Origin of the sequence: Peribacillus sp. TH27 (assembly GCF_016650915.1) — a bacterium.
GTDB lineage: Bacteria > Bacillota > Bacilli > Bacillales > DSM-1321 > Peribacillus > Peribacillus butanolivorans.
This window is the reverse complement of sequence record NZ_JAEKEV010000002.1, coordinates 914,903-940,482: the sequence shown is the minus strand read 5'-3', so window position 1 is coordinate 940,482 and position 25,580 is coordinate 914,903. Positions and strand designations below refer to the sequence as shown.

Sequence of the window (25,580 nt, the reverse complement as noted above, 5' to 3'; positions counted from 1 at the left end):
AAAAGTAAAGCAAGATGAAATTAGTATGATTCTTGAACTCTATCAGATTGCATTCCACAATTGGGCGCTATTCTTGAATAAGGTTCGCTTTTCTTATAGAACTAACGGGTGCTTTACTTCAATAAGGAAGGTTGCTGAGGCAGCCTTTTTCTTATGGCGCTAACGGGGAAGGATAGTTCCATAAGGTAATATGGTAAAATGACATAAACCTAGCCTTTAATATTGGCTATGTTAAAGGAAATGGTTGCTTTATCGTTAAATAATTTGGATGATTCGATTTTCTTACACTAGTCTGTATTGTTCAACATACTAAGACCAATTGTAGAACAAAGATCAAACAGCACTCGTGAAACAACCTGCCCCTTTAGTTCCATTAAAATAAGGAGCTGCCGATCAGCACTTGTTAGTTTAACAACATAGTCATTCTTCTCTATCAATTAATTTTTGGTCATGCACCTGTTAATTTAAAACCTAATTTTCTTCTTAGGTAGTTTATTTGGTGTTTCTATTAGCTTTGCAACTTTTTTATGTTTGTTGAACCTTACATTGTTAAGCCAATATACGAAAGCCTCTCCATTAAAACAGACTCCAAAAATTTTTTCGCCTTCCTCATCTTCTCCTGCGACTTCCCAGTATGAATGCTTGTTTTCTCTGTCATATAACCATTTATCAAATTCTCTCTGCAACTGATGTATATTTCTCCCTACTTTTGCAAGACAACTTATATATTCAGTATCCTCTTCGTACATAAATTCGACTTTCACAATCATAAATATTTTTTCCTCTCTTGCTTTTTAAATTTTACTAGACTGCCCAATCTCATATTTATCTTAATATAAATCTCCTGGTATCTTTAGATTTAAAATCAAGATTGAAAATTAATAAAATACTTTGATCATTTGCAAAAAAGATAGATAAAAATATTCGTAAAAGACCATCTCCTAGAAAATCAATTTTTAAGAGATGGTCTTTTAATTTTCTGGTAAATGCTGTTTTTAAGGATGAATAATTCAATAAAATACTCATTAATATGTTCTTCACACTATATTTAACCAAGCGTCTGCTAACTTTTCAATTCCTTTACGTATTTCACAATCCTCTAAGCCGGCAAAACCGAGCTGAATAGTGGGGTGACCTGGAAAATTCTCTACGTGAAATGGGGAGCATGGATATACTTTAACGCCGTTTTTGAGCGCTTCTTTGACGAGCCACTCTTCTCTTTGCTTTGTTGTAACTTCAATGACAATATAGAGACCAGAGGAGCCACCTATAATTGTAACAGTATCTTTAAAGTACATTTGAATGGTGTCACATAACACCTTCATTTTACGTTTATATATTGTTTTCATTTTACGTAAATGTGCATACCAATATCCTTCTTCTATAAAATGATGGATTGTACGTTGGTGAAGTGTTGAAGCTGTTTGCTCTAGTAATGGTGCAATTTGATGATATCTAACTAGTAATTCTTTTGGTAGCACCATATAGCTCAGCCGAATGGAAGGCAATAATGCCTTAGAAAAAGTACTCAAGTATATGATATGCTCACTGTTTGTTAAACTTTGTAATGAAGGTATAGGCTGCTGTTTATAGCGAAATTCACTATCATAATCATCTTCGATAATATACCCATTTACTTTTTCAGCCCATTCAATTAAATTATATCTTTCGTTGATAGGCATAGTTATCCCTAGTGGAAACTGATGTGATGGTGTTACGTAAACTAACCGAGCATTACACTTATCTAAGTGTGTGATGTCAATGCCGTCCTCTTTAACAGGTATGGGCACAACTGAATATGATTGTAATAAAAAAAGTTCTCTGGCACCATTATATCCGGGATCTTCTACAGCGATTTGATTATGTTCTTCTTTTAAAAGGATTGATAAAATCATCAAAAGTTGCTGTGTGCTACTACCAATAACAATTTGTTCACTGGTTGCTCTCACCCCTCTTGATTGAAATAAATACTTTGCTAAAGATTCTCGTAATAATAAATCCCCTTGATTCGCTCCATATTGATAAATCAGATTATCTTTTAGGACTTTATTCGAAAGAGAGCGCCATTTCGCTAGAGGAAAGTTGTTTCCATCTACAGCTCCAGCTTGAAAATCAATTGTAGGATTTACAATACTCTTAGATGATGCTTTGGTATGACGTATTATCTCGGAAATAGGTAATAGTTCCGAAATAGAAGCTTGTACATAATAACCTTTTTTATATTCACTGCGAATGTAACCCTCTGCTTGTAATTGTTCATAAGCCAGCTGTGACGTATTACGGCTCACTTGTAACATCTCTGCAAGCTGCCTAACAGATGGTAGTTTCGAATTCTCTACAATTTTACCTGAGACAATTTGGGCTTTAATATAGCGATAAACTTGTTGATACATAGGTAGAGTGCTGTTTCGATCAACATTAAATACAAGTTCTTTCATTCTACGCACCTCATCTGTCATTTTTAAATATTATAAACTGTACCTTTTCGAAATGACAATGAAAGTGAATAATAGTATTATATATAATTCGTTGAAAAGGAGAATGTAACATGGAATTTTATAAAGCAAATAAGTTTGACGTTGAAGGAGTAGCACAACTTTTTGATTTATACCGTCAATTTTATGATCAGTCAGAGAATTTAACAGAGGCACATAAATTTATTGAGGAACGTCTTTTAATTGGAGACTCGATCATTTTTGTGGCAAAAAAAGAGGAGCAATATGTAGGATTTGCACAGCTCTATCCAACCTATTCATCAATTTCAATGAAGAAGGCATGGATTTTAAATGATTTATTTGTAATGGAAACTGAAAGGCACTCTGGTGTGGCCCAGCAGTTATTACAATTATCCATTGAATTATGCCACCAAACTGATGCCAAGTATTTAACCTTAGAAACAGCCTCTACTAATGTAAAAGCCAAAAAATTATATGAAAAGAACGGATTTGTTCGTGATGCTACTTTTGAACACTATACTTTAAGCTTGGCGTCAACTGACAATAAAGTCCTTTAATAATATACGTTCCTATTATGGGGTAATATAAAAGTTCAATTTATTTTAGGAGGAATGGAAATGGAACAACGCATTAATTATCTTGAAGTAGCACCTGAAGCACTTAACATTATGATGGAAATGGAGAAGTATACTAAATCTACTGGAATAGACCGTAAACTACGTGAACTAATTAAAATCCGTGCTTCTCAAATTAATGGCTGTGCTTTTTGTCTTAATATGCATACCTCTGACGCTCGAAAAATGGGTGAAACGGAACAGCGTTTATACTGCGTCAGCGCATGGAGAGAATGCGATTTCTACACAGATGCTGAAAAAGTGGCATTAGAATTAACTGAACATGTGACGTTAGTTCCAACTAAGCGTGTACCTGATGATCTTTATAATCGAGTGTGTATACATTTTAATGAAAAAGACTATGTAGATCTTGTTATTTTGATCAATCAAATTAATAGTTGGAATCGACTTTCCATTTCAATGGGGAATTTCGCAACTGGAGCAAAATAAGAAATTTTTATCCCTATATTAAGAATGAATTTTCAGCAATCGGCGCTTTAATGGAATAAGGATCACAGAAATGATCAAACTTTTTTATAAAAGAATGATTCAATTGAATATATTAAAAGCGTGTTTTGATCAATCTTTTTTCAAAACAGGCTTTTAATATTTGCTCTTTTATAAGGTTTATAGAGTTAATTTAATCAAACTTTTTTACAAATCTACAGAAGGACACAATATATTGTTGCTAAACTTTATACAAAAAACAGCTGTCGACTTTGTCGACAGCCTGAGGCATCATATTAAATATGGTGTCTTTTTTATTATTTTAAGGGGATTTCGAAATCTCCAATATCAAAGTATTCCCATCTTCTGTTTTGTAATTTTTACGATATAATTCTATCATAATATCGCCAGCTTGATCTGTGCTATCTTTAAATTCGGATTGAGGTTTATAAGTAGAAGGGAATTGGTCATAACTGTAAAATTAGAAGCTCCATAAATACCCCAACTCAGCATAACTGCCCCAATTCTTAATGCTTCCTTCTCCTTTGGAAGATTGCGTTTCAAGAGCAGGGCATAAAATACCGTTTCTAATTCCTTTTTAATTTTTTGTTCTATTATCGCACTAATAGACTCATAACTCTTTCTGCATTGTGTACTTAATTCAGGCTGAAAGTTAGTCACCGCAAGAAATATTTTTATAATTGTAGCTTCGTTTAAAGTATCATGAGAATTTAACTTATCCTGGATAATTTTTACTGTTTTTTCTGATATAACAGCATCGAGCAAATCGTATTTATCAATGAAATGAGCATAAAACGTTGCGCGATTAACGGTTGCTTCATCTGTAATTTCTTTTATCGTAATATCTTTAAACACCTTCACTTGTGCCACGGTAATAAAAGAAGCTATTAAAAGTCTTCTTGTTCGTAAAACACGTGGGTCTACCTTCGTTATTTCCTTTTTGTTCAAAAGGCCAAGACTCTTGTTCATACATGCCGTCAACAAGGGATACCTGTTATTTTCACTCGACATATAAGTAGAGGGATGCCATAGGCCAAGTAAACAAAGAACCGTTGAATAAATAAGGGGAACCTATCTATTATGACTCTGATATGGATTCTTTTGAGATTACAGATGAGATAAAACCTCACAAAAATGACATCACTTAGTGAACTTTTCATCAAAAAGGCTATTGATAAACAACGTGTAAAGGATGGAGTATAGACTGTAAAGAATTTGTGAGAACAAGAATTTAATCCTGAATTAAACTGTAAATTCTAACTTAACGATATAAAATAAATGCAGGAGGTTGATAATATGAAAGCAATTCAAGTTACACAGTTTGGCGGACCTGAAAAATTAGTATATACAGACGTAGAGGAAGTAGTAGCAGGTAAGGGAGAGGTATGTGTTCGTTTATATGCAGCCGGTGTCAATCCGAGTGATGCCTATACATTAACAGGTACATATGCGTTTTATATACCTCAATTACCTTATACCCCAGGCTTAGATGGTGCGGGAATTGTGGAGGCGGCTGGAGAAGAAGTCACAAATGTTCGTGTTGGTGATCGTGTATTTATTGCGTCCTTAATGCGAAGTAATAGTACGGGTACTTTTGCACAAAAAATAGTATGTGATGAAGCTTTGGTTCATTTATTACCAGACCATGTATCTTTTGAACAAGGTGCGGCATTAGGGGTACCGGCAATGACTGCATATCGTGCATTATTTCAACGTGCCTGTCTGAAGCCTGGTCAAACCGTGCTTATTCATGGAGCCAGTGGTGGGGTTGGATTACAGGCTGTGCAAATGGCGAAATCTCATGGTGCTAAAGTGATCGGAACAGCTAGTAAGCCAGAAGGTAAAAAAATGGTTCAGCAAGCTGGTGCAGATGTTGTCATTGATCATGTGACAGAAGCAACGATTGAAGATGTGCTGGCCTTAACAAATGGCGATGGGCCAGATGTAATTATTGAGTTTTTAGCAAATATTAATTTAGAAACAGATTTAAAGCTGATTGCATCATTTGGTAAAATTGTAATTATTGGAAATCGCGGTTCAGTTGAAATAAATCCACGTCTTGCAATGCAAAAGGAATGTGATATTTTAGCAACAGCTCTTTGGAACGCACCACAAGATGAATATGAGCAAAGTATTCACGGTGTAAGAGGCATGCTAATAAGCGGTGCGCTTCGTCCGATTATTGGTACAACTTTGCCGCTCCAACAAGCGGCGCAGGGCTTTGAACAGCTAGCAAAAGGTATAGGTAATGGTAAACTTGTTTTAATAATTGAATGAATATTCTACAACGTAAAAGCACTCATACAATTACAATGAGTGCTTTTACGTTGTAAAGAAGGAATTATAAATTGATTTATAAAATGTATCTCCATACAAAACGCTTTAAGGGGTACAGAAAGTAAAAAGGAAGAACTGCCGGTTTTTGCGCTTTATGGATGGCTAACGGGTGCGTTTCTGAATTAGCAGCAACGTTTTTTTTACTATCGGGTTAATGGAAGAAATATTGGAGTTTTTCTAAATGGAATTGTATTTCATTTCCAATATGGCTAGTCAAAATCTTAATATATTTCTAAATGTTAAGTCATATGAGTATTTTAAAAAGATATGCATGTACTGGGTTAATTTAACAATTATTATATTAAATATAACAAAAAATTACGATTCTTTAATACGGATTTAAAATCCCAGAGTTATTCTAAATTTACATCTAGAGGGAGGGATCGGAAGTTGTCAAAATTTCAGGTCATATCTTCTTTGCTCATCTTGGTATTTATCATTTTCGTAATTTATGAAATCACAGCATTCTCACCCAATCATTCCACAATGAATCATTCCACATCGAACCGCTCCATTCAAGTACAATTGTTAGGCGTTAATGATTTTCACGGCCAACTAAACAAGTATCAAAGGGTTTCAGGAACCATGGCAGGGGGTGCTGAATACCTGGCTGCCTATTTAAAAAAATATATACAAGAAAACCCAAATACACTACTTGTTCATGCTGGTGATATGGTAGGAGGAAGTCCTCCAATCTCTTCTCAATTTCAAGACGAACCCACGATTGAATTTATAAACCTCATGCACTTTGATGTTGGGACACCTGGAAATCATGAATTAGACCAAGGCGTAAATGAAATGAAACGCCTTATTTATGGAGGATTTAATAAAGAAACAGGTTATTTTCAAGGTGCCAATACTTCATACAGTTCTGCAAATATCATCGATAGAAAGTCGGGTACTCCCTTGTTGCCACCGTATGTTATTAAACAAATTGACGGAATTAATATTGGATTTATCGGTGTGGTCACAAAAGAGACCAACCTGTATGTGACCCCTGAAAATCGAAAAGAAGTAGAAATTACTGATGAAGTTTCAGCTATTAACCGAACCGTTAAGCTTTTAAAGGAAAAAGGGATCAAAGTTATTGTTGTACTGGCACATGATTCAGCTAAATCAGATCAGACAGGAGCAAATCCCAGTGGAGCTTTAGTGGAGATGGCTCCAAAAATCGATGATGAGGTCGATGTCATTTTTGCCGGTCACAGCCATGAATATGCCAATACCGTTGTAGCGGGTAAACTGATCGTTCAAGCTTATTCTAATGGGAAAGCTTTTTCTCAAGTAAATCTTGAAATTGACCCACGTACTAAAAATATTGTTAAAAAACAAGCAAAGATTATTGTCACTTCACATGATCATATAAAACCAGATAAAGAAACGGTTGCTCTTCTTAATAAATATAGTAAAAGATTGGGGAGCTATTTTAATCAGATAGTAGGAGAAATGCCTGAAGAAATCACACGAAATCAAGATGCAAACGGTGAATCCCCATTAGCGAAAATGATTGCAGAATCTGAGCGGGAAGCGATGGGGGTAGATATAGCTTTTGTCCATCAAGGCGAAATGCGGAAAAATTTTAAAAAAGGGGATATCACTGTAGAAGACCTTTATACAGACTTGCCTTTTGGTCATAGTGTCAGTAAGTTAATCTTAACAGGAGACCAAATAAAACTTGCTTTAGAACAGCAGTGGACGAAAGATTATGAAAATAGGTTACAGACGGTTGGTTTAACGTATAGTTGGGACTCCAATGCTCCAATTGGCAGCCGCATTGTTGCGATGAAAGACAGGAAGGGTCAAGAGATTCAGCCAAACAACGAATATGAAGTAGCGGTTAGTAATTATTTAGCTTCAGGCGGTGATAACTTCACTGCATTGCAACAAGGTAGACTCGTAGAATCCGGTCCACAAGTTGTCACTGCACTTATACACTATATCCAACAGAAGCATCCCCACGAATAGTTACTTTTTTGATTCATGGTTTATTCGAACTCTGAAATAACTTTAAAGGAATTTTTTGAGATTTGTTGAATTTCTTTAGGTAAGATTCAAAGAAAGGTGGAAAAGTATGAAATCAACAAGTTCTCCTATTTATCGCAAAGTTAACAATGTCTTTATCCATGTTACTGATTTAAAAAAAATCAGTTGAATGGTATTGTAATCTCCTTGGAATCCCTCAGAATAATGACCCTGTAGAATCGCTTGTCTACAATATTCCTGTAACAAGCGAAACTGGATTAACTTTAGATGACCATACATTTGTACCCGGATTTAAGATTCGAACCATCCAATAATGTATTGTTTAATTTCTATGTAAAAGATATAGACGAAGCATATAAATTCATTAAAGGTAATAACATATTCATTGTTAAAGAATAGAGCGTATTGGTGAATTTGCTTATTTTAACTTTCAAGACAAAGATGGTAATGTACTTATGATTTGTAATTGTTAATGATAAAACGAGTTTGTTAGCTATTATATACCTAGCTCTTTTAATTTCTTGTTGCGCAGTTTATGTCAACTCTACAATTAGTCTTTTTCAACTTACAGGTGCTTTACTTCAATGCAAGGAGCTGATCAGCGACTCTTTTTTGTATGGAACTAAAGGGAATTAGGTATATGTCTACATAGTAAAGAAAAGAATTGGAGTGAATTAGTTTGGAGCTGACACACACACGATTATTAGTAAATAATTATAGAGAATGTTTTTCGTTTTATAGAAATGTTTTAGGGTTTGAGGTTACTTGGGGAAATGAAGATTCTTTATATGCTGAATTTAAATTTAGAGGTTGTACCTTAGGTCTGTTTGAGAGGAAACAAATGCTTGAAGCAATAGGTGCTGAGAGCGTCTCTTATACTCATAATACTGATAAAATTGCTTTAATTTTCAAGGTTGATAATGTTGAAGAGAAATATAAGGAATTAAAAGAAAAGGTTGAATTCATAACAAAGCCTTCTGCACAAGAAGGCTGGGGAATTAAAGTAGCTCATTTTAGAGATCCCGATGGTTCACTGATTGAAATCTATGAGAGTATTGAATAAATTTTATAACTGTTCGATGCCTTAACAAGGCATCGTCTTTTTAATGGATTAGAGGAATTTTGTAAAATATATCACTTAAACTAACGTGTTTGTTATTTCATTAATAGGGATTCTTTGCGGCGATACTTTTTCTAATGGAACTAAAGGGGTAGATTAGTAGAAGAAGGACTATTACATTAATAATGGATTATAACGAATGGAAAAAATTTCTGTAAGGTGGTGTTTTGCTATTACTAAGCTAAAAGGACAGGTTGCCATAGTTACAGGTGCAAGCCATAGCTAAGGAATTGGTTCTAAATGCCGCAAATTAGAAAAAGAAGGTGCTGATATCTTCTTTACATACTGGGATTCTAAATCCGGTCGGTCTTAGTGGTTCCTTAAAAATTGCTTGATTTTAATAATTTTAAATTAAATGCATAGTAAGGAGAATTTTAGTATGAAAATAAAATGGTATGGACATTCTACTTTTTTACTGACATCCGAAGGAGGAACTAGGATTCTCATTGATCCATATTATCGCTTTATCCGCTACCGTATGCCGATTGTTGAACCAGATATAGTTGCCGTTACACATAATCATTTCGATCACAGTAAAATTCAAGCTGCAACAGGTGATTACTTGCTTGTTAATGAGCCGAAGGAATACATCCGAGATGATGTAAGAATTAGTGGATTTAAGACATTTCACGACAAGGTAAATGGCGAGAAGAGAGGCCCCAATATTTTATATCGTTTCCAAATGGACGGTCTAACTATCTGTCATTGTGGAGATTTAGGGCATCTATTATCAGAAGAACAAGTAAAGGAAATTGGAAAAGTAGATATTCTCATCATTCCCGTAGGAGGTACATTCACGATTAATGCACTAGAAGCTACTCAAGTAATGCATCAATTGAAATCTACTATTACAATTCCTATGCACTATAGAACAAAGGCTTTGTCGGTTGTTGGCTTGATGTTTTCAAAGGTAGATAAGTTTCTTCAGATTTCCGGACAGCGAACAACCGAAGTTAAGACTTTGGATATTTTCAAAGAAAATTTGTCAGAATATGCTGGTGTCGTAACTATGCTGTATGAATGAATACAAGGCTGAGCTGTGGATTTAAAATAAAGTCACGATGTTAATAAAAATGTTGCGACTTTCTGAAGAATGAATTGATAAGATATCCTGTTTATGCAGGATTTTTTTATTTCACATCAGCAGCTCTTTTTCTTATGGAGCTAACAGGGCAGGTTAATTGCATAAGAACTGGCATAATTTAGAGAAAATTAGAGTGTAGAGGTGAATTATGGATTTCCTTATATTAGCAATGTTGTTAATGCTTTTATCTGACTTCACAAAAATGAGAAATCAAAATCAAACAATAATTAAACAGAATGAAAGGGCTATCTCTCTGTTGAACAGGTTGATAGAATAGAGAAGAAATAGACTGATTTTATATGATAGATATTTTAAAATGGCAAATCAAAATTCATGGAAATTTTGATTTGCCATTTTATTTTATTCAACAAGTAGCCCAGTCAATATAACTTGTAAACCATATAAAAATTGTTGCTCAAAATCCAGACTCATTTCATATTGTTCCCCAAAAATTAATCCAAACTGTTTAGCTTCTTCTGGAGAAATATGTTTTGCGCGAATTTCATCGGCAACAAATGATAAAACATAATTATTTATAATATTTGCGAGCACTTATGCAGTTTTTATCAGAAACTCCGTACTTTGTTAATGTAGCTAAAATAAATTTTATAGCTTTAATTCTGCTTGGCGTGCTCGGAAAAGATAATGCAAATATGTCTACCGCATCTCTGGTTTTTAATAAAACTCTACGAATTTCTAAAGCAAGGGTTGTTAATGCTTCTTTTGCATCATCTAAAGTTTCAGGTAATGCTATTTCTTGGTTAATGTGTTCTGCTATCAAATCATATAAATCCTGTTTACCTTTAATGTGCCAATATAAGGATGCTGCCTTGATATTTAATTCCTTTGCTAAAGCACGCATTGATAAATTACTTATTCCATCACGATTTAGTATATCAAGTGATGCTTTTATAATTGCATCTTTTGTTATAATACTTTGAAGGAGAAGTTTATTTATGATGAAAAATATGAGAAAAAATAAAGATGTTGGTATTTATGGCTTAACAGCAAAATGGTATGATAAAAATTCTCGCAAAAGCAGAATGGCTGAAATGCAAAGATATGCGCTTGAAGTTGCATCTCATGTTAGCAAAAATGCAAATATATTGGAAGTCGCACCCGGTCCGGGTTATTTGTCTATTGAACTTGCTAAGGAAGGTTTTAATGTAACAGGAGTCGAGATAAGCCCTGATTTTGTAGAAATTGAAAAAAATAATGCAAAAGAAGCAAATGTTTCTGTTAATTTTAAAGAAGGTAATGCTTCAAACCTCCCTTGTGAAGATAACTTTTTCGATTATATTGTATGCAGTGCTGCATTTAAGAATTTCAAAGATCCTGTAAAGGCACTATGTGAAATGCATAGAGTGCTAAAACAAGGCGGAACATCTCTAATAATCGACATGAATTACGAGGCAACATCTGAAGATATAGACATTGAAGTGAGAAAATCAGGAATGAAGGGGTTTGACAAGTATTTTGTGAAATTTGCTTTTAAAACTTTCTTGAAAAAAGGCGCTTACACAAAAGAAGATTTTGAGACATTTTTAAGAGGAACACCTTTTAAAAACTACAAAATTAAAAAAGAAGGTATCAGTTTATATGTTTATCTTTATAAATAAAGTGGTTTCCTCTTCCGATCAAAAGTGAGAAATAGATTAAGTCAAAGGAGAGTCATCTTTTAATATTGTTGAACGATCTTCCGTAATCGGGCGCGATTCGTTAATAAGAATCGCTTTTCTTATAGAACTCCCTCAGTTTAATAGATAATGCTCACGAATACTCGCTTATTCGCAGGATTTCAAACCACATGGTATAGGTTGCTTTAGATGAACGAAAGAGATAGGACCGTTTTGATAAGATGAGGGCAGGTTGAAATAGGGGATCCATTGAGAATCCCATATTATTACATATCTTCGCACGCATTTTCCACAGTCGCCCCTGGAGGCTTTCCCTCCCATGTCTCAACGGGTCATAATCATATGCCCTTTCATTCCTTCGTCATGCCTATCCAAGGGGTGGAGGCTGGTTTTGCTAACGGAACGGGTCATTGCCCTTTTGTTCTATATATCCAGTACTTCGTGCTTTCTTTGAAATCCTACGAATAAGCCAACTTTCGTAAAAACAATGTGAATGTAAATTTAGGCTGCTAGTTGTTCAAGAGGGAATACCATTTCCGGTTTATAGACAGAGCCATTACGAGCAATCCCTACTAGGACACGGGCGAGTTTTCCACATAGTTTCATGATGGATTTCATTTTCTTAATCTTCTTCACCTTAACATTGTTCGAGTGTAGGGCTTTAAACTCAGGGTTATTCATCACCAGACTCATGGTCGCAAGGAAGAGGTAACGCCGCAGGCGTGATCTTCCACGTTTGGAAAGAACAATTTGGCCTTTCCACTTCCCAGAGCTTGCCTCAGCGAGATGCAATCCTGCATGACGAAGGAGCGCATTCCCGTGAGCGAACCCACTCAGATCTCCAGCTTCTCCTAAGATGCCCGCCAGTGAAATTTCGCTGATTCCTTTAATGGCAAGTATTTGCTTAACGAATGGAATCTGTTCCAAGACGTTTGTGACTTCTTGCGTCACTCTTTCGAGTTGGGATGAAGCGAGATTATATTCCTCTAATAACTGTTCCAAGTGAAGTTTATACGCATCAAGGGCTTGTTTCGTACCAATTGAACGCTTGGCCAATCTAATCAGGGAACGGGCTTTTTTATGCCCGGAATGTCGCTTCATACATGATTTCCACCCGGTTACGATATCTTGAGGCTGTAAGGAACATATTTCAGCTGGGGTAGGAAAGAGGCGTAGGGTTGCGATTGCCCCTTTACATGATACGTCTTTAAACACTTGCCGGAGCTCGGGAAAGACAACATCCACCCAGCGATTAATCTGGTTGATGGAGCTAACAAGGCGCTTAACGATCACATCTCGGTTGGCCATAAGGACACGAAGTTTTTCAAATGATTCTGAAGTGGAACGAACGAAGGCATAATAGCCATTCTTCACCATATCAGCGATGACAAGGGCATCTTTTTTATCACTTTTGGATTGCGTATTATCACGATTTTCTTTGTTTCTTTTGACATGGTGAGGATTGACCGTAACGACATCAATGTTTTGTTTGACTAGCCACTTTGAAAGGTTTATCCAATAATGACCGGTAGGTTCCATTCCGACTATCGTGGTGTCTAGGTTTTTCATGTGTTTTAGTTCCTTGATCCAATTTAGTAATCTAGTAAAACCCTCTTCGTTATTTTCAAAAGACAAAGGTTTCCCGATCACAATGCCTCGATAGTTTACAGCACGGGCCACGTGTACGTGTTGGGCGATATCCACACCAACAACTAGATGTTGATCCGTAATTCTTTCAATCAGTTGATTTTGTTTGTTTTGCATTTTAAAATTCATAGTAGGGCTTCCTCCTTAAGACTTTGAGTTAGATTGGACACTATACTCGTATCTTACTGAGGGGCTCTATTTTTTTCAAACCTGATATTTAACGATCTACAGGAATGCTAACGGGTGGGTTAGTTCATTAAGGAACACAATAATGATCAATCTTTTTTATAAAATATTAATCCAATTAAATATTATAAGGGCATGTTTTGAGTATTCTTTTTTCAAAACATGCTCTTTCTATTTGTTCATTTATCAAGATTTCTTGTATTAATTTGATTAAACTTTGTTTCAAAGCTAAACCTATGTTGGAAGTGCATTTATTATTCGTACACGGGATTAATAATTAATTCTTATAACTTTATAGAAATTCATTATTTTACTGAATTACAAAAAAATGATACAGTATTTTCTATATTTACAAATTTATTTACATTGGAGGTTATCTATGAAATATGGAGAAACAATTTTTAAAAGCTATTTCTTCTTTCTCATTAAATAGTCAAAAGTGAAAGGAATTATCTATTTATTGATATAATCTGTGATGATGCTATTAATCTTGCGTTCAGGGAGGGCTGACCTATGAAAAAGTTTTTTGCTTTTCAAGTGTTAATTGCATTGTTTATTGGAGCACTTATCGGACATTTTTTTCCTGGTCTTGGCCAATCCTTAAGACCAATTGGTGACGCTTTTATTCATCTCATTAAAATGATTGTTGTGCCTATTGTTTTCACTACTATTGTCATTGGATCATCAGGCGACGGAAACATGAAAAAAATGGGTTCATTAGGACTTAAAACAATTATTTGGTTTGAATTTATTACCACCCTAATTCTAGGTATTGGTCTTTTACTTGTTAACATTTTAAAGCCTGGTGCAGGGCTTAATTTGTCTTATCTTGCACAGAAAGATATCTCACAACTAAATGAAAGCGTTTCCAAAGTTGTCGATTTTAAAACGATGCTTGTTAACATCATTCCAAGCAACATTGTTGATGCAATGGCAAAAAGTGATTTATTAGCTGTTATATTCTTTGCTATTTTATTTGGGGCAGCTGCAGGAGCAATTGGCAAAGCGTCAGAGCCGGCAATGAAGTTTATGGAATCAGTTGCAAATATTATGTTTAAACTGACACAAATGGTCATGGTAACCGCACCGATAGGTGTACTCTCTCTCATGGCAGCCTCTGTAGGTCAGTATGGTATCGCCCTTTTAATCCCTATGGCAAAGTTAATTGGGGTTGTATATCTTGGGCTTGCTATTGTTATTTTCGGTCTGTTTCCAGTAATTGCTTGGTTCTTGAAGATTTCTTACTTTAAAGTGTTTCGAATGGTATGGGATTTGTTCCTTATAGCTTTTTCTACAACAAGTACGGAAACCATTCTGCCTCAGTTAATGGATCGAATGGAATCATACGGCTGTTCGAAACGTGTTGTTTCATTCGTTATTCCTTCTGGGCTATCACTGAATTGTGATGGTTCGACATTGTACCTTTCTGTTTGCTCTATTTTCTTAGCACAAGCATATGGCATCCCGATGGATTTTGGCCAACAGCTGATTGTAATGGGGGTCCTTGTTGCAACCTCAAAAGGAATTGCTGCTGTTCCATCCGGTTCGCTGGTTGTCCTTTTAGCCACCGCCTCAGCAGTAGGGCTTCCTGCAGAAGGCGTCGCAATTATAGCAGGTATTGACCGTGTGTTGGATATGGCACGTACTGCTTGTAATACTCCTGGACATGTTCTCGCTTGTATTGTGGTTTCGAAGTGGGAAAAAGAGTTCCGTCAGGAAGAATGGATTAAAGCTCAAACCGAACAGTCAAGCATTCGACAAGCATAAGATAAAAGGAGCATTCATGTTTTTGTTGTTCTCCGTCAAATGTTGAGGTGATGGTCTTCGGACCTCACCCTTTTCCAATATGAATCCTCATCCTTCTTAACTTTAAAGAATATTGTAAATAACATTAATTTTTGAAATAATTGTTATTAAATTAATAAGGCGAATAGTTGATTTATCAATTTATTATTGTTGAGGTGTAGTCTAAATAAGCCTATTCGGGGGGATTAATTTTGATTTATGATAGCCAAAGTAAAACAATTACTACTAAAAGGTTATTGTTAAGACTGTTTCAAACATCAGATGCATCAGAGGTTACTAAACTTTGTAATAATTATAACATTTATAAGAATACTTTATATCTACCATATCCATATTCCATAGAGGATGCTTTATCCTGGATAGAAAATCATCTTGATAATTTTAATAATAATAAGTCATATGAATTTGCTATTACAGATAAGGTTACAGGAAAATTATATGGAGCAATAGCATTATCTAACAATCAAAATTTTAATAATGGTGAAATTGCTTATTGGATTGGAGAAGAATTTTGGGGAAATGGTTATGCCACAGAGGCTGGCGAAGCTATACTCGAATTTGCCTTTATTGAAAAGCAATATCATAAAGTATATGCTCGTCATTTTAACTCAAATTCGGCCTCTGGCAGAGTAATACAGAAAATAGGCATGAAATAAGAAGGTGTATTAAGAGATCATGTCATGAAGGAAAACCAATATGAAGATCTTGTTTATCATGGAATTATCAAATAAAAGATTTAAATGTTATATTACATAGTTTAAAAACAAGGCTAGGCATCTCCTTGTACTTGGCTTTGGGATGGGCGAAACATATAAACAATAAAGCTGATTTGTTCAACTAACAGGTGCTTTACTTCAATAAGGGAGGTTGCTGAAGCAACCTTTTTGTTATGCGACTAAAGGGGCAGGTTAGTTGAAGAAGAACCTACCTAAATTTGTAGAGTTAACTTTATAGAAGCTTTATATACTCCTGCAATAATATACTATATACCATTTGAATTTAAGATGTACAGTTATATGAGGATATCTTGAAAGGAGTTTTCCTCATGAATATTACATCTTTTATCATGTATTGTTTTATTGTTACTTTTACTCCAGGACCTACTAATATCGTCATATTATCCACAGTGCATAATTCTGGGACAAAAAAGGCAATGGAATATACGTATGGAGCAACTATTGCTTTTGGTTTATTACTTGTTATTTCTGCTATGTTGAATACTATACTTGTAACGATAATACCCAAAATTTTAATTGTTATGCAGATAATCGGAAGCTTTTATATATTGTATCTCGCTTATCAAGTTTACAAAACGGATACAACAAAACCAACTGTAAACCAATCTGGTACGTTTATGTCAGGCTTCCTTACGCAGTTTTTAAATCCAAAGGTGGTAGTATTTACAATGACTGTAATTCCTACCTATGTTATGCCCTACTATGTCTCAAAGCCTGCGGTTACAATAAGCGTTATTGCTATAACTGTTATTGGATTTTTAGCATTTATAACATGGGTATTTTTCGGTGCAATCTTCAAGGAGTTTTTACAGAAGCATAAAAAAACTGTTAATGTAATGATGGCATTGTTTTTAGTTTATGCTGCAATAATGATATGGATGTAGGTAGGCTAATTAAGAGGTGAATTTAATGGACAAATTTATCTATAAAAAATCAGCAGGTATTACTGCGTTGTCAGCAAGTATGACTGATTTTACGTATAAAAAGCATTCTCACAAGGAGTATGCAATAGGTGTAACATTGCGTGGTATTCAACATTATAACTTGGATGGCAGTTTACAATTATCATATCAAAATGGTGTTATGCTTTTTAATCCAGAACAGGCACATGACGGAAGGGCACATGATGAGACAGGCCTTGATTATGTGATGCTATATATTGAGCCGCAATTGCTTTTAGAGGTTATTGAGAAAAAGGATAAAGTACGTTTTTCAAACCCTATTGTGTATGATAATAGACTTGAACAAAGAATATTAAATCTTTCTAATGCAATATTGAGTGGAAAGGATGAGGCTTTGTGCAGTGAATTACTTTTATCCCTCACAGATAGCCTTAGTCAAACTAATCTTTCTACAGACTATAAGAAAGATAACGTTCTAATTAGAAAAGCAAAGGATATGTTTCATACCAACTTAGAAAATGTACTTAAACTTGACGAGATATGTAAAGAGCTTAATTTGTCAAAATTTAAATTTATCAGATCATTCAAGGCCCATACTGGAATTTCACCATACCAATACTTTCTTAACTGCAAGATAGAACGTGCAAAGCAGTTAATAGAAAAAAACGAGATATTTATTCAGCAGTAGCTGAATGTGGTTTTGTTGATTTAACCCATTTAAATAAACACTTTAAAAGCGTATATGGAACAACAGCATTTGAATATATGTCACATTTAAATTGAGATAAATAGATTTAAAATAAAGGGGGAATAAAATTGTCTTTAAAAATAGGCGACATTATTACATTTAAACGGACTTTCACAGCAGAAGATGTTGAATTGTTTACTAAAATCTCAGGTGATGAAGGCTCTCACCATGTTACTCCTGATGAACAGGGAAGACTTGTAATACAGGGATTACTAACCGCTACCTTACCAACCAAAATAGGAGGCGATAACAACGTACTATCTCGTACAATGAATTTTGAGTTTTTAAGACCAGTATTTACTGATGATACAATAATTTGTGAAGTAACAATTGAGCAATTTGAAAAACAGGTTAATAGAACACATATTACTGCCTGCTTTTTGTGCAAAAATCAAAATCAGAAGGAAGTGCTGAGAGGGGATTTTTCAGGAGTGATACTATAATTTCTTCTTGAAGTTCTACAACAAACGAAAAAGAACTTGGAAAGTGAAGTGAACCCAAAAAGTTAGACACTTTATTTAATTAGGCAGCCTTGAGGGCATGAACCCGGAATTCTACCGGGCTCATGCCTTTTAATTTTACCTTGATTCGTTGATGATTGTAGTAATGGATATATTCTTCTAATTCTTGTTTGAAATGCTCCATGCTTTCAAATTCTTGAAGATAAAGTAACTCTGATTTTAATAGGCCAAAGAAGTTTTCTATGACCGCATTATCGAGACAATTTCCTTTACGGGACATGCTTTGTGTAATGTTATGTCTTTTCAAATCATGCGAATATTGTTTCATCTGGTAATGCCAGCCCTGATCTGAATGAAGAATGGGTGAATCTTTCGATTCCAAGCGGTCAAAGGCTTTCTCCAGCATTTTGGAAACGAGGGGATAAACAGGCCGAGATTCGACATTATAGGCGATGATTTCTCCATTAAACAGATCAAGAATGGCCGATAAGTATAGTTTCTCCCCAGCTAGATGGAATTCTGTGACGTCTGTCACCCATTTTTCATTTGAGTTTGTTGCCTTGAAATCACGTGCTAGAATGTTGGGTGCAATCTTGCCGATTTTCCCTTTGTACGAACGGTATTTCTTCATGCGAACTAAAGACTTCAATCCTAGTTCATTCATCAATCGGAGAACTGTTTTATGATTGATGCGAGCACCTCTGTTACGTAATTCTAGGGTGATACGCCGATACCCATAGCGCCCTTTATGCGTATGGAAAATCTCTTCGATAAGGGATTTCATTTCTGTGTATTTATCCTCACGCCCGAAGGCGTTTACCCAATAATAGTATGTACTCCGTGCCATGTTAGAAATGGATAGAAGCAGATTTAAATCAAATTGTTTCCTTAGTTCATGGACTACTTTCGCTTTGTCTTTCTTTGTAGGGCTTCCTTTTCTTGAACTAAGGCATTCAACTTTTTTAGATAGGCATTCTCTGCACGTAAGTATTCTAATTCGGCAAGAAGTGCTTCTTGAGAGCCTTTAGCTGGTGATGTTTTTTTGGTTTCTTTTTTCATGGATAGACGCCCCTTTTTCTTTGGTTTAAGGGCGTCTATACCTCCTTCCTTCAACTGATTTGACCATTTCAAAAGTGTAGAATCGGAAGGAAGATTATAGTGTACAGCGGTCTCGCTGATCGATGCCCCATATTCGTTCATATAATTAAGTACCTCTAGTTTAAAGGGCAGAGTGTAATTTGTATAGGATGAAGCAATTCCTTCCATCCCATGTTCTAGATAGCGAGCGACCCATCTCTTCAGAGGGGATAAACCTACATTTCTTTCTTGTGCGATGGATTTATAGGATTTTTTCCCTTCCAAGTACTCTAAAACTGCATGTAATTTTTCGTCTATCGTATATTTAGTCAAAAAACTGCACCTCCAATTGTTAGATGTTGTCTAACAATTGGGGTGCAGTTCAAAGTTTCCAAGTTCTTTTTATTAAAATTTTATCTAGTCTTTAAGTCATAAAGTAACATTCCATTAATGTAACGAATGATTGAGAACAGTTTCACTTAAACTAACGGGTGCGTTAGCTGAAGATCAGAGCTGTCTTTGAGGCAGCTTTTTCTTTATGGAGCTATCAGGGCAGGTTAGTTGAACAAGGATAATGGATTTTTGTGGTGAAATGGTAATGCTGAATGGGAGAGGTAACTATTGAATATAAAAACTGATTCTCTTGTAACTTTTATAATTATGTGGGGAATACCAACTTTTATGGTTGTTAGAGGTTATTTAAAAATGATTACTGACGATAAAAAATCAAATAACAAGGTTCTGATAGTTTCCGCCATGAAAGGCTATTTTCGCAAGGATTGTAAAACGGGGCAGAATAGTTAAATAAAGATTGAGACCTTGCTGGTGGATTAATTTATGAAGTAAAGGAGGAAGTTTTATATCAAACCATATATTTATTACAACAAAGAAAATTGGATTATAATTTAAATAAATATTGAGTTATTAGGAGTTAGAAGATGAAAAATAAAAAAAGAAAAAAAGTAAGGCAGAACGGCTATTTTAAAGAAGGCCTAATTGAGCTCTTATTTGAAGTGGCTTGGAACATCTTAATGTTTATACCAAGAATGATGATTCGCTTAATAAAGGACATTTGGTGAAGTGGTTAGTTCAAAATAGAGCTAACGGTTGCTTTGGTCAAAAAAAACAACATTCTATACGAAGACAGCCAAAGTAAAAAAGCCCAGCCCATTACAGGCTAAGCAGGTTTCTGTTTTGATGTCTGTGTACCCCAATTTCAGCTTAGACTGTTGGGGTTGGTGGTTCGGGTGGGATTGGAAGCTGTGGAGGACGCTGATTGTAGCTTTTGTTATACCTCCCATATAAACAACACTCCTTTTTCTACTATATATATGGGATGAAAAAATACATGCTTGTCCAAATTACCTAAGTTCAGTGCTTTTATCTTATCGAGTCTTCTATTGAAAAAATCCCTCTCAAAAATTCGTTACAATAGAGTACACCCAATAGGAACGTTTTCGAAATCCATTTAAATCAAAGTTACAACCTTATCTGTCACTTTAGACGTTATTTTGCACCTGTTTAAATCGCTTTTTTGCATTATAAATAAATATAAAAAAGCTATCATTTAAGGTGATAGCTTTTTCATATTTATTTGATTCCGATTACTAAACTATCCCGTGCAAACAAATACCTATGTATTTATATTTAATACACGCATCACAAAGATCTCGGTTGATGCAAATTTTAAATTACAAGGTTAATTAAAAGTTTGAGATTTTAAAATATTGTACTATGATAAATTTAATTCCATTATTTAAGTTGAGCAATTGTATGGGGCAGTGACCCTTACTCTTACACAATTTAGAGAACATTTTACCTAAGGAGTGGTTATAATGGCACGTGTTTTATTTATTAATGGTGGATCAGAAGGACATCTCAATCCAACTATTGGAGTTGTGCAAGAGCTTATTTCGCGTGGTGAAGAGGTAGTGTACTTTACGATAGAAGCTTTTCGAGAACGTATTGAGAAGACGGGAGCTACTGTACGAACATTCGACGGTGAAAAATTTATAAAAGCTTTTATCTCAGGTGGAAGAAATTATTTACTCGAAAGAATCAATGGTCTTTTGCTTACGGCAGATATCATAATACCTGGTGTTCTGGAGCAAATCGAAGGGGAACAATTTGATTATATCATTCACGATTCCATGTTTGGTTGTGGACGTTTACTTGCACAAATACTAAAACTTCCGGCAATTAATTCTAGTACTTCTTTTGCACAGACAAAAGCATCATTTGATAAAATGTTGGAACATCTTTCACAAAATATCCCAACAGAAATTGTTAAAACGATAAATGATGATTTTCAAAACTTGACAACAAAAATTAAAGAAAAATATGATGTTGAAATCCGTTCTCCTTATGAAGTTTTTTGTAACCCTGCACCACTTACAATCGTTTATACAACTAGGGAGTTTCAACCCTTTGGAGAAACATTTGACCAAACTTACAAATTTGTAGGTCCATCCATCTCTTTACGATCAACGCAAGAAACCTTCGACCTTACCGCAATCAAGGGAAAAAGCCTAATTTACATTTCTCTGGGTACTGTCTTTAACCAAGCAATTGATTTCTATAAGCTTTGTTTTAAGGCATTTGGGAACACTGATCATACTGTTGTCATGTCTATTGGGGAAAAAGCTCAAATATCTGATTTGGGGGAGATTCCTAAAAACTTCATTGTAAAAAATTATGTTCCACAAATTGAGGTGCTGAAATATACAAAATTATTTATCACACATGGTGGAATGAACAGTACCAATGAAGGTCTCTATTACGGGGTACCGTTAATTGTAATCCCACAAAGCGCTGATCAGCCTATAATTGCTCAACAAGTTGCCAATATCGGAGCCGGTATTAAATTACAAATGCAAAATTTAACAGCAAATCAACTACGTGAATCCGCAGAGCATGTGTTAAACCACCAATCTTTCCATAAAGCTGTTGTAAATATTAAGGAATCCTTTCAAAAGTCGGGTGGGTATCACCAAGCTGTTGATGAGATTTTCGAATTTAAAAGTGAATATGATATCTAAATACAAATATTTCTCAGCTACGATCATTGTTGACTTTTTCTTAGTGGACAGCAACTTCTTTTTTAATTGCAGTAATGCAACAATATCTAGATTGTGAAGTTATACACGGTAAAGTAACTGGGGCGTTAGTTCAACAAGACATTGTAATTAAGATCTTCCACAATCGGGCGCGATTGTTGAACAATGAGCAATCGCTTTTTTATTAAACGGATCAGAATAGTTCTATAAATGATTCGATGTAAATAAATAAGAAACCCAGCTAATCTTCTCATGTGAAGGTAGCTGGGTTTTTAAAGGTGGATATGCAAAATAACACTTAAAATATGCGCAAATTATCGGTCAAAGTGACACCATTTAATTGAACAACGCACTTTAAATCAAACAAGATATTTATGTTGAATTATAGATATAATTGTGTACGATTATACTTATTCTAATGCCCAGTATGGAGGAAGAAAGATGAAGATAATAGAATTACCAATTGAATTTGAATTTAATGGACAAAAAAATTACATTTATCCTAGCTTAATTATATTAGAAAATGAACTTACCTTGGTCGATACAGGGTATACAAATTTTTTAAATTTAATCGAAAATGAAATTTTAAAAAATGGATATGAAATAAAAAATTTAAAGAATATAATCATTACTCACTATGATGATGATCATATAGGTTCCTTATATGATTTCAAAGAAAAGTATCCTTGGATTAACATTATAGCTAGTGAAATTGAATCATAATACATTAGTGGTGAAATGAAGGCAGAGAGATTGGTTCAAGCCGAAAAAATGCTAGAAAATATGCCAAATGAAGATATGGAATTTGGTAAATGGTTTATACAGCAATTAAAGAATTTGAAGCATGTTTCAATAGATGAAAAGCTACATGATGGTGATATGATTTTAGATAACAATTGTAGAGTAATAGCAACACCAGGGCATACTTCAGGGCATATTTCATTATATTTTCCAAGTTTAAAAAGTGTAATTACAGGTGATTCAGCTGTTAAAGAAAATCATGAATTAGTCATTGCTAATCCACACTTTTGTTTAAATCTTGAGAAAGCAAAACAGTCTTTGACAAAGGTTAAAAATCTTAAAGCTGAAAATTACTATTGTTATCATGGTGGAAAATTCACTTTATAATTGGGGGCTGAACACTAATATTCGGCACTTGAATTAAACAACTTTATTATCTCTACACACAAGCCGGGTTTAACAACCTTTGATATTATATTACATCTTCCGTAATCGGGCGCGATTGCTGAACAATGAGCAGTCGCTTTTTTACTAGGCGGATCCGAATATTTCTATAAATAATTAGATGTAAATAATTAAGAAACCCAGCTAATCTTCTGATGTGAAGGTAGCTGGTTTTTTTTAGCTGGATGTGCAAAATAACACTTAAAATATACGCAAATTATCGGTCAATGTGACAGCCACGCTACGAACTGCATCTTAAAATTCACCAAAAACGAGGGTTTATATGGTGAAAAATATCCTTCCTTAGCGTATAAAAAGCCTGCTTTTTCATTCCAAAAAATGTATTACCCTATGTTTTCCGCGAAATGTTGGCGGGACCCCATAATGTATTTTAACGGAAGTACTAAAAACAAAAACCCCTTGCCGCACAAGGGGTTTTTGTATAGGGAAATAAAATCGATTGGCACCAGAATTTATTTTGTTTGATTATGTATTCTATTTATGGCCTCTTGTCTATTCATTATTTTCATACCAACATATTTTATAGTAAGAGTGTTAAAAGGAGGGGATATGAATGTTTTTTTGTGATAGAAGACGCCGTTGTGATCGATTTGATCGTTGTGACAGATTCGATCGATTTGATCGTTGTGACAGATTCGATCGATTTGATCGTTGTGACAGATTCGATCGATTTGATCGTTGTGACAGATTCGATCGATTCGATCGTTGTGACAGATTCGATCGATTCGATCGTAGAAGAAGGTGTTTTTGGTAATTTAACCTTCAACTCAAATTACAAGCTTTGGTTGAGCTAATGACTGATCTAAAATCTTTCAAAAAAACTACCTGATATAATTATCTCGGTAGCTCTGGATGAACACCTATTTCACAGCTTAATCCTGTTCTTGGATGGTTATCTAATACCTCTTGCAAATGACGTTTCACGTCATCTATATTTATTTCACTTAGCAGGCACCTATGTGTCTGTTACATTTTTTTTTAGAATACCTTTTTCAACGAACTGGCCAGTTCGTTAAAGAACCTAATCAATTAGTTTACATAAGAGATCTTAGAAGAAATAACCAATTAAAATTCGTTCGTAAAAGTACACTTTTACGAACTTTTTTGATTGTTACTTCTTTAAAATAGACTCTCTTAAACAATGCTTTTGATTTTTCTTCATCAACTAACGAAAAAACGCTAGTTCACATAATCACGCTTATAGGTAAAGAAAAAGGATCCTCTAATTAAAGATCCTTTTGTTAAACACAGATACCACTGTTTTAAAATGGTGTGGTGTTGAAAAAATAGTTTTTCTTCATCCTATATCCATTTTCATCAAAATAAACAACAATAAAGTCATTTATAAACGTACACGGAAGATGCATTATTATTTGCCGAAACACCATTGCTAAATTTGTAGTTGGATAAGTTTATTGTTTTTCCCCAATAGTAAGCGTTGTTAAACCTAATATAGCCTCCACTTGCATACTCATGTTGATACAAGTAAGTACTTCCTGTATTAGCTGTACTAATTGAGGATATAACGTCATTCCAAGTTCTCCCCAACGAAGAAGTGATATTAGGGATAGAATCTCCTACCCTAACTTTAATGTAGGGCCCCCATTTATTTGCATCCGTATAAAAATCAGTACAACAAGTACCAGATCCCCCAATACCAGATCCCAAAGTTTCAAAGTTACTGGATACACTCGATTCTTTCTCTACTTTCTTTTCATTTTTGATATAATCATCTACTTTTTGCTGTGTTGTAAACCCTAAACGAACTTCATTCCCCTGTTCGTCCCCTGTATAGTAAATATGTTTGACATTGGGATCAGTTGCATTTGTCGATACCTGTTTCCCATCAATTAAATCGTACTGACTTTCCCCGGCCGCAAAAGATACATTAGAAAAGGAGAACATCGCTAAAAAGGTAACAGCAACCGTAAACATGAGACTGTAAATCGTTTTCACTTCAACCACTCCCTATTTATAAATTACACACCAGTTAAATATAGTCGAATTCATTTTTTCTTTTAAGGTTCGAAATAATTAATCTGACTAGTTAATGTC

General features: G+C 34.7%; 21 protein-coding genes and 3 pseudogenes. 17 read left to right on the top strand and 7 right to left on the bottom strand.

Annotation, left to right across the window (positions count from 1 at the left end; all coding sequences use genetic code 11):
* Positions 1–464: 464 nt before the first annotated feature.
* Positions 465–770, bottom strand: a complete 306-nt coding sequence (locus JFU24_RS05820; protein ID WP_201224901.1) for a hypothetical protein — start codon at positions 768–770, stop codon at positions 465–467.
* Positions 771–1,037: 267 nt separating this feature from the next.
* Entirely contained in the window at positions 1,038–2,438 is a 1,401-nt protein-coding gene (gene pdxR / locus JFU24_RS05815; protein WP_201224900.1) for a MocR-like pyridoxine biosynthesis transcription factor PdxR, read from the bottom strand.
* A gap of 110 nt (positions 2,439–2,548) precedes the next feature.
* Here pdxR and JFU24_RS05810 point away from each other — a divergent pair, with 110 nt between their 5' ends.
* Together JFU24_RS05810 and JFU24_RS05805 are read left to right on the top strand one after the other, a co-directional pair.
* On the top strand, positions 2,549–3,013 hold the full coding sequence (locus JFU24_RS05810) for a GNAT family N-acetyltransferase (RefSeq protein ID WP_201249708.1): 465 nt from the start codon (positions 2,549–2,551) through the stop codon (positions 3,011–3,013).
* Positions 3,014–3,073: 60 nt separating this feature from the next.
* On the top strand, positions 3,074–3,520 hold the full coding sequence (locus tag JFU24_RS05805; RefSeq protein ID WP_201224898.1) for a carboxymuconolactone decarboxylase family protein: 447 nt from the start codon (positions 3,074–3,076) through the stop codon (positions 3,518–3,520).
* Positions 3,521–3,913: 393 nt separating this feature from the next.
* On the opposite strand, the gene JFU24_RS05800 is transcribed toward JFU24_RS05805, so the two are convergent.
* Positions 3,914–4,486: a TetR/AcrR family transcriptional regulator gene (locus tag JFU24_RS05800; RefSeq protein ID WP_201224897.1), complete on the bottom strand. Its 573-nt coding sequence runs from the start codon at positions 4,484–4,486 to the stop codon at positions 3,914–3,916.
* 348 nt (positions 4,487–4,834) lie between these two features.
* On the opposite strand from JFU24_RS05800, the gene JFU24_RS05795 reads away from it, so the two are divergent.
* From JFU24_RS05795 to JFU24_RS05780, 4 genes are all read left to right on the top strand, one after another.
* Entirely contained in the window at positions 4,835–5,815 is a 981-nt protein-coding gene (locus tag JFU24_RS05795) for an NADPH:quinone reductase (protein WP_201181082.1), read from the top strand.
* 450 nt (positions 5,816–6,265) lie between these two features.
* A complete protein-coding gene (locus JFU24_RS05790) occupies positions 6,266–7,840 on the top strand; it encodes a bifunctional metallophosphatase/5'-nucleotidase (RefSeq protein WP_201249707.1) in 1,575 nt (524 codons plus the stop codon).
* 697 nt (positions 7,841–8,537) lie between these two features.
* Positions 8,538–8,921 carry a glyoxalase/bleomycin resistance/extradiol dioxygenase family protein gene (locus tag JFU24_RS05785; RefSeq protein WP_056528942.1) on the top strand — a complete coding sequence of 128 codons (384 nt, stop codon included), beginning with the start codon at positions 8,538–8,540 and terminating at the stop codon, positions 8,919–8,921.
* 436 nt (positions 8,922–9,357) lie between these two features.
* Complete coding sequence (locus JFU24_RS05780) at positions 9,358–10,002, top strand: MBL fold metallo-hydrolase (RefSeq protein WP_201224894.1); 645 nt, start codon at positions 9,358–9,360, stop codon at positions 10,000–10,002.
* Between the two features lie 589 nt (positions 10,003–10,591).
* Here JFU24_RS05780 and JFU24_RS05775 read toward each other — a convergent pair.
* Positions 10,592–10,975: a TetR family transcriptional regulator gene (locus tag JFU24_RS05775; protein ID WP_342214739.1), complete on the bottom strand. Its 384-nt coding sequence runs from the start codon at positions 10,973–10,975 to the stop codon at positions 10,592–10,594.
* A 43-nt stretch (positions 10,976–11,018) separates the two neighbouring features.
* Here JFU24_RS05775 and JFU24_RS05770 point away from each other — a divergent pair, with 43 nt between their 5' ends.
* Positions 11,019–11,681 carry a class I SAM-dependent methyltransferase gene (locus JFU24_RS05770; RefSeq protein WP_201249706.1) on the top strand — a complete coding sequence of 221 codons (663 nt, stop codon included), beginning with the start codon at positions 11,019–11,021 and terminating at the stop codon, positions 11,679–11,681.
* 519 nt (positions 11,682–12,200) lie between these two features.
* Here the strand turns inward: JFU24_RS05770 and JFU24_RS05765 are convergent.
* Positions 12,201–13,475, bottom strand: coding sequence for an IS110 family transposase (locus JFU24_RS05765; protein ID WP_201249705.1), 1,275 nt, complete (start codon positions 13,473–13,475; stop codon positions 12,201–12,203).
* Between the two features lie 570 nt (positions 13,476–14,045).
* Between JFU24_RS05765 and JFU24_RS05760 the strand changes: the two genes are divergently transcribed.
* The 5 genes and pseudogenes from JFU24_RS05760 to JFU24_RS05740 all read left to right on the top strand — a co-directional run bounded on the left by JFU24_RS05760 (position 14,046) and on the right by JFU24_RS05740 (position 18,168).
* A complete protein-coding gene (locus JFU24_RS05760) occupies positions 14,046–15,299 on the top strand; it encodes a dicarboxylate/amino acid:cation symporter (RefSeq protein ID WP_201181070.1) in 1,254 nt (417 codons plus the stop codon).
* Between the two features lie 230 nt (positions 15,300–15,529).
* Positions 15,530–16,069, top strand: a pseudogene (locus JFU24_RS05755) (GNAT family N-acetyltransferase).
* Between the two features lie 314 nt (positions 16,070–16,383).
* The gene (locus JFU24_RS05750; RefSeq protein WP_201249704.1) at positions 16,384–16,959 is read left to right on the top strand and encodes a LysE family translocator; all 576 of its coding nucleotides are present in this window, start codon (positions 16,384–16,386) and stop codon (positions 16,957–16,959) included.
* Positions 16,960–16,984: 25 nt separating this feature from the next.
* Positions 16,985–17,760: pseudogene (locus JFU24_RS05745) on the top strand (AraC family transcriptional regulator).
* A 33-nt stretch (positions 17,761–17,793) separates the two neighbouring features.
* A complete protein-coding gene (locus tag JFU24_RS05740; protein WP_201181067.1) occupies positions 17,794–18,168 on the top strand; it encodes an enoyl-CoA hydratase in 375 nt (124 codons plus the stop codon).
* A gap of 79 nt (positions 18,169–18,247) precedes the next feature.
* Here the strand turns inward: JFU24_RS05740 and JFU24_RS05735 are convergent.
* Positions 18,248–19,596 (bottom strand): IS3 family transposase gene (locus JFU24_RS05735; protein WP_201182105.1). Its coding sequence is split into 2 segments (ribosomal slippage): positions 18,248–19,152 and positions 19,152–19,596, totalling 1,350 coding nucleotides; the frame shifts between segments, so codons are not numbered across the junction.
* 288 nt (positions 19,597–19,884) lie between these two features.
* Here JFU24_RS05735 and JFU24_RS05730 point away from each other — a divergent pair.
* From JFU24_RS05730 to JFU24_RS05710, 5 genes and pseudogenes are all read left to right on the top strand, one after another.
* Positions 19,885–20,067, top strand: a complete 183-nt coding sequence (locus JFU24_RS05730; RefSeq protein ID WP_201225223.1) for a hypothetical protein — start codon at positions 19,885–19,887, stop codon at positions 20,065–20,067.
* Positions 20,068–20,201: 134 nt separating this feature from the next.
* Entirely contained in the window at positions 20,202–20,342 is a 141-nt protein-coding gene (locus JFU24_RS05725; RefSeq protein WP_201224890.1) for a hypothetical protein, read from the top strand.
* 756 nt (positions 20,343–21,098) lie between these two features.
* Complete coding sequence (locus tag JFU24_RS05720) at positions 21,099–22,301, top strand: macrolide family glycosyltransferase (RefSeq protein ID WP_201224889.1); 1,203 nt, start codon at positions 21,099–21,101, stop codon at positions 22,299–22,301.
* A 459-nt stretch (positions 22,302–22,760) separates the two neighbouring features.
* Positions 22,761–23,447 (top strand): annotated as a pseudogene (locus JFU24_RS05715) (MBL fold metallo-hydrolase).
* Positions 23,448–24,106: 659 nt separating this feature from the next.
* Positions 24,107–24,319, top strand: coding sequence for a hypothetical protein (locus JFU24_RS05710; protein WP_201249703.1), 213 nt, complete (start codon positions 24,107–24,109; stop codon positions 24,317–24,319).
* Between the two features lie 544 nt (positions 24,320–24,863).
* Here the strand turns inward: JFU24_RS05710 and JFU24_RS05705 are convergent.
* On the bottom strand, positions 24,864–25,481 hold the full coding sequence (locus JFU24_RS05705) for a hypothetical protein (RefSeq protein ID WP_201224887.1): 618 nt from the start codon (positions 25,479–25,481) through the stop codon (positions 24,864–24,866).
* Positions 25,482–25,580: the final 99 nt, after the last annotated feature.